The 12,884-nt window shown below is 64.2% G+C and carries 14 protein-coding genes and 1 tRNA gene; 10 read left to right on the top strand and 5 right to left on the bottom strand.

All coding sequences use genetic code 11. From position 1 onward, the window contains the following. Positions 1–131 precede the first annotated feature (131 nt). Genes AC1DDA_RS17700 through AC1DDA_RS17690 form a run of 3 tightly spaced genes read left to right on the top strand, consistent with a single transcriptional unit; the run spans position 132 to position 3,205 of the window. Entirely contained in the window at positions 132–2,576 is a 2,445-nt protein-coding gene (locus tag AC1DDA_RS17700) for a hypothetical protein (protein ID WP_476796702.1), read from the top strand. 38 nt (positions 2,577–2,614) lie between these two features. Beyond that, positions 2,615–2,923 carry a hypothetical protein gene (locus AC1DDA_RS17695; protein ID WP_476796701.1) on the top strand — a complete coding sequence of 103 codons (309 nt, stop codon included), beginning with the start codon at positions 2,615–2,617 and terminating at the stop codon, positions 2,921–2,923. A gap of 18 nt (positions 2,924–2,941) precedes the next feature. Further along, on the top strand, positions 2,942–3,205 hold the full coding sequence (locus AC1DDA_RS17690) for a helix-turn-helix transcriptional regulator (RefSeq protein WP_476796700.1): 264 nt from the start codon (positions 2,942–2,944) through the stop codon (positions 3,203–3,205). Between the two features lie 300 nt (positions 3,206–3,505). Here the strand turns inward: AC1DDA_RS17690 and AC1DDA_RS17685 are convergent, their stop codons facing one another. Then, on the bottom strand, positions 3,506–3,796 hold the full coding sequence (locus tag AC1DDA_RS17685) for an Arc family DNA-binding protein (protein WP_476796699.1): 291 nt from the start codon (positions 3,794–3,796) through the stop codon (positions 3,506–3,508). Between the two features lie 116 nt (positions 3,797–3,912). Here AC1DDA_RS17685 and AC1DDA_RS17680 point away from each other — a divergent pair, with 116 nt between their 5' ends. The 5 genes from AC1DDA_RS17680 (at position 3,913) to AC1DDA_RS17660 (ending at position 7,248) form a co-directional block, all read left to right on the top strand. Then, complete coding sequence (locus AC1DDA_RS17680) at positions 3,913–4,125, top strand: Arc family DNA-binding protein (RefSeq protein WP_476796698.1); 213 nt, start codon at positions 3,913–3,915, stop codon at positions 4,123–4,125. Positions 4,126–4,181: 56 nt separating this feature from the next. Further along, positions 4,182–4,553 carry a hypothetical protein gene (locus AC1DDA_RS17675; protein ID WP_476796697.1) on the top strand — a complete coding sequence of 124 codons (372 nt, stop codon included), beginning with the start codon at positions 4,182–4,184 and terminating at the stop codon, positions 4,551–4,553. 102 nt (positions 4,554–4,655) lie between these two features. Then, positions 4,656–5,195 carry a hypothetical protein gene (locus tag AC1DDA_RS17670; RefSeq protein WP_476796696.1) on the top strand — a complete coding sequence of 180 codons (540 nt, stop codon included), beginning with the start codon at positions 4,656–4,658 and terminating at the stop codon, positions 5,193–5,195. After that, the gene (locus AC1DDA_RS17665) at positions 5,195–5,401 is read left to right on the top strand and encodes a hypothetical protein (protein WP_476796695.1); all 207 of its coding nucleotides are present in this window, start codon (positions 5,195–5,197) and stop codon (positions 5,399–5,401) included. The genes AC1DDA_RS17670 and AC1DDA_RS17665 overlap by 1 nt, the downstream gene beginning before the upstream one ends. Then, positions 5,398–7,248, top strand: coding sequence for a phage major capsid protein (locus AC1DDA_RS17660; RefSeq protein WP_476796694.1), 1,851 nt, complete (start codon positions 5,398–5,400; stop codon positions 7,246–7,248). Before AC1DDA_RS17665 ends, AC1DDA_RS17660 begins: the two co-directional genes overlap by 4 nt. Positions 7,249–7,546: 298 nt before the next feature. Here AC1DDA_RS17660 and AC1DDA_RS17655 read toward each other — a convergent pair whose 3' ends face one another. From AC1DDA_RS17655 to cpdR, 3 genes are all read right to left on the bottom strand, one after another. Further along, positions 7,547–8,269 carry a hypothetical protein gene (locus AC1DDA_RS17655; protein ID WP_476796693.1) on the bottom strand — a complete coding sequence of 241 codons (723 nt, stop codon included), beginning with the start codon at positions 8,267–8,269 and terminating at the stop codon, positions 7,547–7,549. A 649-nt stretch (positions 8,270–8,918) separates the two neighbouring features. Beyond that, positions 8,919–8,993, bottom strand: a tRNA-Val gene (locus AC1DDA_RS17650). 267 nt (positions 8,994–9,260) lie between these two features. Further along, the gene (gene cpdR / locus AC1DDA_RS17645; protein ID WP_038363805.1) at positions 9,261–9,620 is read right to left on the bottom strand and encodes a cell cycle two-component system response regulator CpdR; all 360 of its coding nucleotides are present in this window, start codon (positions 9,618–9,620) and stop codon (positions 9,261–9,263) included. A gap of 230 nt (positions 9,621–9,850) precedes the next feature. On the opposite strand from cpdR, the gene AC1DDA_RS17640 reads away from it, so the two are divergent. Then, a complete protein-coding gene (locus AC1DDA_RS17640; protein WP_441510446.1) occupies positions 9,851–10,765 on the top strand; it encodes an N-formylglutamate amidohydrolase in 915 nt (304 codons plus the stop codon). A gap of 313 nt (positions 10,766–11,078) precedes the next feature. Beyond that, complete coding sequence (gene hisN / locus AC1DDA_RS17635) at positions 11,079–11,861, top strand: histidinol-phosphatase (protein ID WP_476796692.1); 783 nt, start codon at positions 11,079–11,081, stop codon at positions 11,859–11,861. On the opposite strand, the gene AC1DDA_RS17630 is transcribed toward hisN, so the two are convergent. After that, the gene (locus AC1DDA_RS17630) at positions 11,766–12,821 is read right to left on the bottom strand and encodes an alpha/beta fold hydrolase (RefSeq protein ID WP_476796691.1); all 1,056 of its coding nucleotides are present in this window, start codon (positions 12,819–12,821) and stop codon (positions 11,766–11,768) included. The two genes, hisN and AC1DDA_RS17630, sit on opposite strands and share 96 nt — an antisense overlap. Positions 12,822–12,884: the final 63 nt, after the last annotated feature.

Here is a 12,884-nt window from a genome sequence, read left to right as displayed (position 1 = left end):
CTCTCTTAGAGCCGCAGGGGGCAGGGGCCGGGGGAAGGACCCGCGCAACGCGCCATCATCTCTTTCCGAAACATCCGCGAGCCACCCGGCGCGCGATCGCGAACTCATGCCCAGCACTCAGGAGCTGACCCATGGCCAAGATCATCGAGGCTAAAGCCCTCATCACAGCACAAGACGGGACGGGCCAGGCCTTCGCCTCGGTCGCCGCCAAATTCGACGCGATCAGCAAGACGGGCCAGCGGGTGGCGCAAGCCAGCACTCGCAACATCGCCGAGATGGGCCGCAAGGTCAGCGAAGTGTCGAAGGCCATGTCCGACGGCCTCGACGAGCTCGGCCGAAAGGACCGTGCGATCGAGAACCTGAGCCGCTCGATGAGCCGCCTGGCCGAGAACCGCACGGCCTTCCGCCAGGCGGAAGCGCAGGTCCGCTCGCTGGGGCGCGAGATGGCGGCCTCGGCCGAACCGAGCAGGCAACTCGCGCAGAGCTATGACCGGGCGCAGCGCCATGTCAGTTCCGTCGCCACGGCATTCAACGAGAGCCGCAATGCAGCCGTCGCGGCTAAGCGCGCCATCGTCGACCTCGGCCTTCCGTTGACCAACCTGGGGCGCCAGCAAACCGAAATCCGCGACCGAATCCGGAGCGCGACCCAGGCGATGCAGCAGCAGGCCACATCCGGCAGGGCCATCAACGCTCGTCCCTGGGGCGCTCCGGTTTCCTCGGCGAGGCTCAGCCCTTCCGGAGTGCCGCTGATCCAGCCGGCGATCGGCGCGCCGGTGACGCCGCGCCCCATTGCTGGAACGCCTAGCAGCGGGCTGCCGGAAGCCGCGGCCTCGCTCGGCATCCTCAGCGCCGCTCGCGATACTGTCGTCTCCGGCATGAACGTCGATACCGAGCGGTCGCAGGCCCGACAGGCCGGCTGGACCGACAAGGAGGTCGAGACGCTTGAGCACCGCGCCAATCGCTTTGCGGCGCAGTACGGCCTCGCGCCAGCCACCGCGATGAACATCATCCGCGAGGCGCGCCCGACCTTCGGCGGTGATTTGCAACAGACCCTGACGAGCGTCCCCGATTTCTTCGCGGTGCTGACGGCGATGCGGCAGAAGGCGCCGCAGTCGTCCGAAGCCGATCACGGCCGGCAACTCGGTATGATGATCAAGGCCGGCGAGATCCTCGGCTATTCCAGCGAGCCAGCGAAGCTCAAGGAGTATGCCGACTTCATGACGAAAATGACCCAGGTTCACGGCTCGGCATTGCGCGGTGAGGAGATCCTGAACTTCGCCAAGAGCGGCAAGTCGGCAGGCTCGGCCGCGAGCTTCGAATTTCTCTCGTCGGTCCTGCCAACGATGCTTCCGGAACTCGGCGGCGACCGACTGGGCACGGCGCTGATGACGCTGCGCCAGGCGCTCGTCGGCGGCAAGATGAAGAAGCGCGCGGCCGAAGCAATGGAAGAGTACGGGCTCGTCGACCCCTCCGGCGTCATCGCGACAGCCGACGATGACGTGAAGGGCGTGCGGCCAGAGGCCGTCAAGGGCTCCAAGATTGCTGAGAGAGACCCACTCGAATGGGTACGTTCAGTGCTGCTGCCCGCCATGGATGAGAAGGGCGTGAAGCCGGCGGATCGCGCGGCGGTGCTCTCGACAATGTTCAGCGATCGCAACGCCGAATACATCATCAACCTGATGATGGAACAGATGCAGCGCCTTCAGAAGGACCGCGCTACCGTCGAGAAGGCAAAGGGCTTGCCTGGCGTCGATCAGGCGCTGAAAGACGATCCATACCTCGCCTTGGCGCGCGTCAGGGGCAGCCTGCAGAACGTCGGCGCCGCCCTGAGCGATCCCGTCATGGAGCCGCTGAAAGCGGCAGCCGATGGAGCCGCCAACAGCCTCAACAGCCTCGCCGATACCGCTCGCGACCATCGCACCGCAACCGGCGTCGGCGTGACGGGTGGGGCGATCGCCGGCGGCGCACTCGCGGGCCATCTGACGCAGGGGGGCGGGGCGCTGCTGCGTTTTGGCGGCATGGCCGCAGGGACGGCCGCCGGTGCCGTTGCGGGTGGCCTGGCGCTGCCCCTGCTCGCACATGGCTTCTATGACCTGCTTTCGGGCGGATATCAGCCGGTCAAAGGAGACCGGGACGAGGTGGCGCCGGGCGAGGCGCATAATTTCAGCCAGAAGCGCCGGAGAGCCTATCACGAGGCGCTGCGGGCGGAATCCGAGGCTGTCCGCCGCCGCTTCGCGCCATCGCTCGATGAAGCCGGCATCATGCCGCTCGGCGCCCCAGCGCAAGGCCCCGTCATGACGATGCCGAGAGGAACGGCCCTCACCTCAGTCGGGCCGGGCAGCATTGAGGCCGTGGTGAAGCCGGACCAGATCACCGCCAAACTTGAAGGGAAGGCCGAGGTCGTCGGCCGTTTCGAGGTTGTGCCTTCGTCGGAGCTGATCCGGATCGTCGAGCGCGCCAAGGAGATCAGTGCTTCCGGCCATCTCACGGCCGGCGGCAACGGTCCCGGAACGACCGGTCAATCGATGCAGGAAGCCGTAGCGCCCAACACCGGCAGCAGCATGGGGCCGCGCTGAAGCGCCGCTCACGATCAGCCCCTGAAGGAGAAACGGCCATGTCGATGAAGACACATGACGACGACCACATCATCCCCCGCGCCCGGCTCGATGTGGAGCAGTTGGAGCGGGAGATGAAGGAATTGGGTGCAGAGATGGAGGAGCTTCAGCGCATGGCGTATGAATCCGCCTTCGCCGCGATGCAAGATTTTCTCTCGGGCTTCGGCGGCTGGTGCGAGGAGCGCGGGCTCGCCGCATCGACGATCACCCCGACCGGCGATGAGGAGGCAGACTTTCTCAACATGCTGCGCGCCATGCGCGGAATGGCGGATGACATCCTTCGCGCCGCCACAGCCGGGATGCAGTGAAGTCAGCGAGGCGCGCCCATGAACCCATCAGATAGAAATAGCATCGCCTGGCCTCCTCGCGGTCTTAGCCGCGAGCTGGCAGCGTATTACATTGGTGTCGGCTTGACGAAGTTCGACCAGTTGGTCGCCGATCGGCGAATGCCTCCTCCCAAGCGCATTGACGGCAGGGTTATCTGGGACCGCGTACAGATCGATATAGCTTTTAGCGAACTCGGAGAGATTCGAGAAAATCAGATTGACGCAGTGCTTCGCCGCGCAGCAGAGAAGCGCGCTTCGAGCTGATTAAAGCTATGAACACCATCTCTCCGCTCATGACGAATGAAAGGTATGGCCTATGGCGGACTTGACGCCGCGGTTGATGACGCGTGCTCAAGCCGCCGCATACTGCGCTATGACAGCGTCCCGCTTTTCGCAGCTTGTGAAGACGGGGACATTTCCCGGGCCTATCCCAGGAACCACGCGCTGGGACCGTGTTGCTATCGATGCTGCGCTAGATCGCCTTTCCGGGATTGTGTCACCGGAGCAGCCAGGTAACGCCCTTGATCGCTGGTTGAGCGGGCGCAGCCAAACATGAACGGCTGGCTATTTCTTCTCCCGCCCGGCTGCCTTGGAAACCTTCTCCGTCATCCGTTCCAAGCGTCCCAGCAGGTCGTTTATGTCGTACGTCTCTGCTGGGAAAGAATGCGTGGTGGTTGTGTAGACGATGGGCTCATCACCGGGCGTCCATGGCTCTAGGCTTTCAAGCAAGCGCGCAACGATTTCAGCGTTCATGCTGCGCTTGTTGTGGTCGGCTTGCAGTTTCAGCATCTCGCGCACGCCGTCTGGCAGGCGCAGCATGACCTTATCGTGCTCTCTCACGGGCTTCTCGCTCATACCCTACTCATACTATCACGGTGACAGCATGAAAATGATGTCACCGTGACTTATCTTCTTGACCCTTATGCGTCACGGTGACACTATAAGTCACGGTGACATAAGAGAGCAGGAAAATGGCTGCGAACGACAAGTCCGACAAATTCATGGTCCGCTTTCCCGAAGGGCTGCGCGAGCGCCTCGCCGACGCCGCCCGGGCGAATCGTCGCTCCATGAACGCAGAGCTGATCGTCCACCTGGAGGCCGCGCTGGCCGGCAAGGTTGCAGCTCTGCCGCAGCCCGCGAGCACCGCTGCTAGCAGCTCGGTCATTCAGTTCAGCCGCGACTAACCATCTACCCTCGCCGCCATCGGCGGCTTCTCTCCCCATCCATTTCGGAGACTCCCATGCTCAGCGCAGTCGCTGCGGCAGCCGCTACCGGCTGGACCGATGAAATCACCGAAGAGCCATTGCCCGGCGCCGCGCTGGACTCTGATGAACAGACCGGCACGGCCGAGGCTCGCGCGGATCTCCGGGAGATGTTCGACGACTTCAACTTTGGAACCTCTGATCAGCACATCCTCGCCGGCCTGATCGGAGATCTTTGGCGCGACGTGATCGAGGAGGGCAGGCTCGTGCCCGACGATCCGGGTTCGATCATGCTGCGCCTGCGGATGTTCGGACAGATGACCTTCCTGGTGGACCTGCTCGAACAGCGCGCCCGCCATCAGGAAGGGCAGTTCGAGGCCTTGTTCGAAGCCTGGATGAAGGCTCGCTGACACGCATTTCCTCCGTGGAAAAAATGGATCACTCAGATATCCATTTTCTTGACAGGCCGAATTTTCTGATCCATGAGTGATCCAATCACTCAGGAGGGTTTGATGAACCGTAGGCAGTTTCTCAAGATCACCGGCCTCAGCGACGCCAAGCTGAAGTATCTCGCGCGCAACGACCTCACGCCTGTCGTGAAAGGCGAGAGCGCTGAACGCGAAGGCTACAATGGCTACGGCGTAAACGAAGCGCTGATGACCCGCCTCTCGGTCGAGATGGCGAGGAATTCCATCGAACAGCGCGACGCCACGACCACGGTCGCCGACGGCTATTCGGCCCTGTTGCAGAGGTTTCATCGAGAGATCGTGGCGGCGGGTGCGCCGATCTACTTCGGCATCTGCAAGGTCGAACACGCCGGCGCCGAGTTGCCGTTTCCGATGTTTGGACCGCTCGACGACCTCATCGTCTATCAGGACCGCTCTGGCGAACACATCCGCGCAGCCAGCATCGGCACGTCGATCATCATGACTTCGCTGGTGAACTTCAGCCGGCTGGTTCGAGACGCCCACGCGATCGCCGATGCGGAAGGCGTCGCGCCGTTCCGTGAATGGGTCGCGGCGCTCGAAGCTGCCGGTGCGGAGGGCATGTGATGGGCGATGTGGCGGCCTCCGCCCTCCCTGATCTGAAAGAGGCGATCGCCGTGCTGCGCCAGCATCTCGATGTCGAACTCACCGAAGCGGACAGCCAGGGCCGCTACGTCATCGATTTCGAAGCGATGACTGCCGTCGTCGAAGCGATCGATGAGATCGAGACGGCCTTCGCCGAGATCGACGAAGCGGCGGGGGACGACGAATGAGCGTCGCCATTCTCACCCGCCGCTATGGCGAAATGCAGACGCGGCTGAAGTCGCCCGACCCGCGCGCAATCGTGAGCCCGTCGAGCTACGACGCCGAAGCACGCACTGTCGAAGCGACCGTTGCAACCGAGAACGCGATCGAGCGCTGGGGCGTGAACGAGGTCCTGGTCATCACCAAGGCCGCCGTCGACCTCACGCGGACGGTGAACGGCCGCATGGCCTTCTTGAACAATCATGATCCCAACCGGCCCATCGGAAACGTCGTGAAGATGTCGATCGAAGCCGGGCAGCTCGTTGCTGTCCTCCGCTTCGCAGACACGCCCGAAGGCCGCAAAGCAGAGAGACAGGTCGCCCGTGGCGAGCTTTCCCAATTTTCGATCGGCTATCGCGTTCGCAAATGGGACGAGCGCCATTCCCCCTCCGGCATCGACACCGTCCGCGCCGTCGAATGGGAGATCTACGAGGTCTCGCTCGTCTCGATCCCCGCCGACAAGGCCGCTGTCGTGCGTTCCCTGAAAGGACCCTCCACCATGCCCAACGATTCCGAATCCCTTGCCGAAAACTTGCAGCCGAACGGCGTGGCGATGGACGCCCCCGAGGTCCGTAATATCACTATCGCGGATCTTGGCCGTCGCGCCGGAATGAACCAGGCCAGCATCGATCAGGCCATTTCGAACGGAACCTCTGTCGAAATCTTCCGCGCAGCAGCCTTCGAAGCCCTGTCTTCTCGCCCTGGCCAGGAGCCGGCGACGCCGCGCCTGCAGGTTTACGGCGACGAGGGTGACAATCGCATCCGCGATATGGCGTGCGAGCTCGTGCGCCGAATGTCCGGCGAGAATCGTCCGCGGAACGCTTCGGCCCAGCGCTATTTCGGCACGTCGCTTGTCGAGATGGCTGCCGAAGCGATCGACCACCGCGGGCGCATCGGGCATTCGACGGCGGAGCGTGAGCGCATTCTGAAGCGGGCCTTCCATGCGACGTCGGATTTCCCGGCGATGTTCGAAACCGCCACCAACGGGCGTATGGCTGAACGCTACGTCGCGGCCCAGCCGACCTATCGCCTTTTGTGCCGGCGGCGCGACCTGTCGGACTTCCGGCCGGCGCCGCACTATCGGCCTGGCGATATGCCGGCCCTCGAGAAGCTGGTCGAGGGAGGCGAAATCACATTCGGGACTTTCTCCGAAAGCCGCGAATACCTGATGGTCGCTCCCTACGGGCAGGGTATCGCCTTTTCGCGCCAAATGCTGGTCAACGACGATTACGGTGCGATCGACGACCTGCTCAACAGCTATGGCGAGCGCGTCATCGCCTTCGAGGAGCGCCTGTTCTGGACTCTCGTGCTCTCGGCCGCCAAAGCCGGTCCGACCCTGCAGTCGACCGGCCGAGCCATCTTCAACACGACCGACGGCAGCCTGGCCGCCGCTGGCGGAGATATCAGCACGGCCACTGCCGGCGCGGCCCGCGCGGCGATGCGCAAGCAGAAATCGCTCGATGGGCTTTTCGTGCAGTCCGAGCCGAAATTCATCGTCACCGGTCCGGACAAGGAGACGGCTGCGGATACGCTCCTTGCTGCCATCGTGCCCAACGAAGTCAGCAAGGCCAATCCGTTCGCCGGCGCGCTGACGAAGGTCGTCAGCCCGGAGATCCCCGATAACTCCTGGTACCTCTTCGCTGACCCGGCAAAAGTTCCGGCCTTCATCTACAGCCTGCTGGAAAGCTACACCGCGCCGCGACTGACGCTGCAGTCCCCGTTCGAAACCCAGGGCCTGCGGGCCAAGGTCGAACACGATGTCGGCTTCGCCGCAATCGACTTCCGCGGAGCCTATCGGAATCCCGGCCCGGCATAGCCGGGATGGCGGGCGGATTGATGGCGCCCGCCCCGACCCCGCGCCCTGCTCCGGTTCTCTCCATGACGGAGCGGGGCGCGGACACTCTCACTCAAAGACCGATCGCCATGCCGCACGCGACCATGCCCGTTATCGACCCGGCGTCCTACCTCTCGGAATCCGAGGTGGAACAGCGCTGGCGGTTTCTCAAGCCTGGGGAAATGCGTCGAGCGCGCAAGGCTGGGCTGATTGCGTTTTACGCATTCCCGACCGGTCCGCACTACACGGCCGAGGCCGTGCAGGAATATCTCGATCATCGCTACCACAGGACAGCATCGTGGCAGACCGAAACCGCAAGGGCGCCGATCATCCCGACGCAGCCGTCGGATGGGAATTCGGCGGCTACTATCTCGACGTTCCTTGGCCCGACCGCGGCGGCATCTTCTACGCCTGCCGGTATGACGCCGGATCTCGCTCTGTCCGCCGCCGAAGCCTGCGCACAACGGTTGGCGATGAGGCGAAGCAAGCACTCATCGCCCTCATCGCTGCGGCCCCGGCGCGGTCGGCAGACGAATGCCCTCACCCCAATCAAGTCCTGACGGTGCACGTCATGGAGGCCTATCTGAACGGTCATGCCACATCGATCGCCAGCGAAGAGCAGGCGGCGCGCGCCGTTGTGATCGTAACCGATTACCTGCGCGATGAAGCACGGAACCTGGCCGCGCCGGTCTCGTTCTGGACGCCCTCGCGTCAGCTCGACCTCGCCAGGTTCTGTTATAAAACCTACCGCCACAGCGCCGCGACGATCGACCGGACGCTGAGCGTGCTTGGCGCCGCGATGAACGACGCAGCGGCCGTTAAGATGCGCCTTGATCCGCTCGGCGGCATGGTGGAAGGCGCGCTCGTCTCCCATGCCCCCAAGGTCGTCTACCAGCGCGCCAGGATTGCGAAAGAGCTTCAGATCGCGCCCCCAAAGAAGGGCGGCTTCGTCCCGACCTTGCAGCAGATGGCGACGTTCGTCGACGCGATCGAAACGAAGCACCTCCGCCGCTGGGTCATCCTAGCGCTGAACACCTGGGCGCGCCCGGAGGCCATCACCGATTTCGACCCGGACATCCAGTGTGATCGGGGCACCGGGGCGATCGACCTCAACCCGCCCGGCCGAATCCAGACGAACAAGCGCCGCCCGGTCATCATGGCAACGCAGGGGCTTTCCGACTGGCTCGATGCCTGGCGCGAGGAGGATGCCACCGCATGGGTCGCCAAGCATGGCGCCCGGCCAAACCATTCTCTTCCGCTGCTGATCTACAAGGGCGAGCGCGTCGGCACGGTGAAGAGGGCGATCAAGCGAATCGCGGATGACGTCGGCGTGCCGGAGCTGACGCAGCGCACGATCCGCGCCTTCATGGCGACGCATGTCCGCAAGATGTGCCCGCGGGTCTCGCGCGAGCTGCGCTCGCTCTGGCTCGGCCATACTGTGAAAGAGGGCTCGACCACGACCGAGCACTATGAGGCGTTCGACGTCGACGTCGTCGCCGATGTCGCCCTGGCGACTGACTTCGTTATCAGCGAGCTTCAGAAGCTGACTTCAACAAAGCTGTTTGCTGTTGAAGTGCAGTTGAATGCCGATGATCTGCTGAGGGTGGGGGCAACACCCCGTCTCGCTAAGTCATTGCGAGACGGGGCAAAAATGGTGGGCGCGACAGGGATCGAACCTGTGACCCCTACGATGTCAACGTAGTGCTCTCCCGCTGAGCTACGCGCCCGTTCGCCGCTGAAAGCGACTTTCGGTAGCGTGTCCGGGCCGTGTCGGCCGCGACCACGCTGCGAGGTGAGGGGGCTATAGCGGCTCGCTTCGCAGCTTGCAAGGCGTTTGCCGCATAAATTCTACGAGGCTGTTGGCATCTCCGAATGCGGCGGTCGACTGGCGGCGCATTCCGCGCTTCCGGGGCTCACATACACGCGTATGCTTCGCTCCGGTTCTCGAAAAACACCGCCATTCGGCACGCTGCAGCACGGTGCCAAACAGCTTCTTAAGCCGCCAACAGCTTCTCGACTTCGTTGACGAGCTCGCGCAGATGGAAGGGCTTCGAGAGCACCTTCGCGTCCTTCGGCGTCTGCGAATCGGGGTTGAGCGCGACCGCGGCGAAGCCGGTGATGAACATCACCTTGATGTCGGGATCGAGCTCGGTGGCGCGGCGCGCCAGCTCGATGCCGTCCATCTCCGGCATGACGATGTCGGTGAGCAACAGCTCGAACGGCTCCTCGCGGAGACGATTATAGGCCGACAGGCCATTGTCGAAGGAAGCGACGTCATAGCCTGCATTCTGCAGGGCCTTGACCAGGAAGCGACGCATATCGTTGTCGTCTTCCGCGAGCAGTATCTTCGTCATGGGCCTGTTCTGTCCGTCCTGAGGCCTGCGTTTCGATGCGTCTGGCGTACGGGGCGTCCGCCGGGCCTTGGAAACGGCCTGCGTACTCGCCTGTCCGCGCAGTGGGAACCATACAGGCCTATAAGGCGCCATCATGGTAAACAACGGGTGAATCCGAGCATGGATTTCCACCGCTTCACGACATCGCTTCAACCGGCCGGGTTTGTGTGCTTCTCTCGTGGGACATGAGCGTGTTCTCCGCCCCTTTCCCGCCAGACCCCGACGACGTCGTCGCCGAGATCGAGCGGCCGTTCAGCCTGTATCAGCCGGCACTTCAGGTCGTGCCGGTGGTGGTCGACGTGCCCCATGCGGGACGGTGCTATCCGCGCGGTTTCGTCGAGGCGGCGCGGCTGCCGCTGCGCAGCCTCCGGCGCTCGGAGGACGCTTTCGTCGACCGCCTGTTCGGGCAAAGCGTCGCGCTGGGCGCGCCTTTGCTGGTGGCGGAATTCCCCCGCGCCTATCTCGACGTCAACCGCGAGCCCTATGAGCTCGATCCGCGCATGTTCGAGGGCCGGGTACCGCCCTTCGCCAATACGCGCTCGATGCGGGTTGCCGGCGGGCTTGGCACCATTCCCCGCATCGTCGGCGACGCGCAGGAGATCTATTTCGGGCGCATCCCGATCGCGGAGGGGCTCGCGCGAATCGACGGGCTTTACCGGCCCTATCACGCTGGCTTGCGCGGGCTCGTTCAGCGCACCCAGGGGGCGTTCGGCACCTGCATCCTGGTCGACGCGCATTCGATGCCGTCAGCCGGGCTCGACCGGGATGGGCTGTCGAAGTCCGATATCATCCTGGGCGATCGCTTCGGTACGAGCGCGGCGGGCTATATCATCGACATCGCCGAACAGGCCTTCACGCGGCTCGGCTTCAGCGTCTCCCGCAACCGTCCCTATGCCGGCGGCTTCATCACCGAGCATTACGGCGCGCCGGCTGCGGGGGTCCATGCCCTGCAGATCGAGGTCAACCGGGCGCTTTACATGAACGAAGCGACGCTGGAGCCGCATGTGGGCTTCACGGCAGTCGAGCAGGCGATCGCGAGCGCGATGGCCGATTGCTTCGCGCGCTGGAGCGGCTGGCTCGACGACTGGCGCGAGGCTGCCGAATAAGGCTGCCGACGATCGGAACCAGAGCCGGCAGACAAGAAAAAAGGGCCGCACACTTGCGTGGCGGCCCAAGTCTAGGGAGGAAACGCCCAAGGAGGGCAATGAAGGTTTGAGGTCATCTCCCCTTCGCAGTGCACAATATGAGAGTGCGCTGCAAAACACAAGCGAAATTGACCAAAATCGCAGGCGTCATGCGCGTGTCGCATGACGGCGTGCTAATTTTCGGGTTTTTCGTGGTATTTTGGCGATCGAGCCTGTTTCGGAACTCGTATTCTACGGCATTGATGCTGCAGAGCAGCAAATTGGAGACCTGTTCATGAGCGCAGTCGATTTCGGCTCTTTCGTCGCGGAGCTGGCGACGCAGTCGGGGCGGGCGATCCTGCCGTTCTTCCGCGCGCATCATGCGACCGAGGACAAGTCGCAGGGCGGCGTGTTCGACCCGGTAACGGAGGCCGACCGCGCCGGCGAATCGGTGATGCGCCACATGATCAAGCGGCAGTTTCCGGCTCATGGGGTGCTCGGCGAGGAATTCGGCAGTGAGAACACCGAAGCCGACTATGTCTGGGTGCTCGATCCGATCGACGGCACGCGGGCCTTCATTTCCGGCATCCCGGTCTGGGGCACGCTGATCGGCCTGACGCGCAAGGGCGTGCCGGTCTATGGCATGATGCATCAGCCCTTCTCCGGTGAACGCTATTCCGGCGACGGGCGCGAGGCGCGCTATGAGGGGCCGGGCGGGCCGCGGAAGCTGCGGACGCGGGCGACCGCCGATCTCGCTGCCGCAACGCTGATGACGACCTCGCCGGGGCTGTTCAAAGGCGAGGAGGCGAAGGCTTTCGGCCGTGTCGAGAAGCAGGTCCGGCTCTCGCGCTATGGCTGCGACTGCTACGCCTATTGCATGCTGGCGGCAGGCCATGTCGATCTCGTCATCGAGAGCGGCCTCAAGCCCTATGACATCGTCGCTCTGATCCCGATCATCGAAGGAGCCGGCGGCGTGGTCACCTCATGGGATGGCGGCAGCGCCGCCGGGGGCGGACGCGTCCTCGCCGCCGGCAACAAGGCGCTGCATGAGGTCGCTCTCGCGCGGCTCGCCGGCTGAGGCGGTCGGAGCCTGGTCCTCGCCGGGAATGAAGGCGTCGAAGGCGGCCCAGAACTGGGCGCGGATCGCGTCGTTCTCCATGAGGATTTCGTGTCGCGCCGTCGGCAGGACCAGCGCGGAGCCGGTCTTGAGGCGCGCGGCGAAACGCTCGATTGCAGGTGTCGAGACCACCGGGTCCTGCCCGGCGGCGATGATCAGCGTCGGCACCTTCACCTCCAGCGCGGCCGAGGGGGCGTTGAGACGGGACATCAGGCGAAAGGCTGTCCGGACCCAGGCGATGGTCGGGTCGCCGACGCTGAGATGGCGTGCCTCGGCCGAGAGCGCACTGTTGCGGGCGTAGCGGACGGCATCGCTCGTCAGCCGGTTGCCCTCGAAGGGTTTCGTCGCGATGGCCGTATCGCCGCCGCCCGGGACGAAGGCACGGCCCAAACCCAGCCAATAGAGAAGGCTTGCGAGGCGGCTGGCCCGGGCCGGGTGCGCGATCATGGTGAGGCCGAGCATGGGGGCGAGCGCCACCATGCGCGACACCGGCAAGGCGTCATGACGGGCGGCGTCGAGGCAGAGTGCTGCGCCCATCGAATGCGCGAGGACGAAATAGGGCGGCGGGAACTTTGCCTGCATCTGCGCCATCACAAGAGCGAGATCGGCTTCGTAGTGCTTGAGACGACCGACATGGCCCTTGCGTTCGCGCCGGACGAAACGCTGCGAGCCGCCCTGGCCGCGCCAGTCGAAGCTCAGCACATGGAACCCTCTGCGGCGTAGCTCCGAGACGGTTTCGCTGTAGCGCTCGATGAACTCGGCCCGGCCTTGCACGACGACGATCGTGCCGCGCGCTGGCTTGACAGTGGGGCGCCAGCTGGCGAAGCGCAAATTGGCGCCGTCATTGGTCTTGGCAAACCAGACCTTGCTGTGGCCCGGCACGGGATAGCCGATATGGGCAAAAAGAACGGCCTCGGCCATTGGCTCTCTCCGCATCGCGACCGCCCGCCCTCATCGGTCGCCGAACTGCTTCCGAGCTTTGCT

The sequence above is a fragment of the Allobosea sp. 10N428 genome (assembly GCF_056394545.1).
Note: the sequence above shows the minus strand (reverse complement) of the source record. Positions and strands in the feature narration are given on the sequence as shown.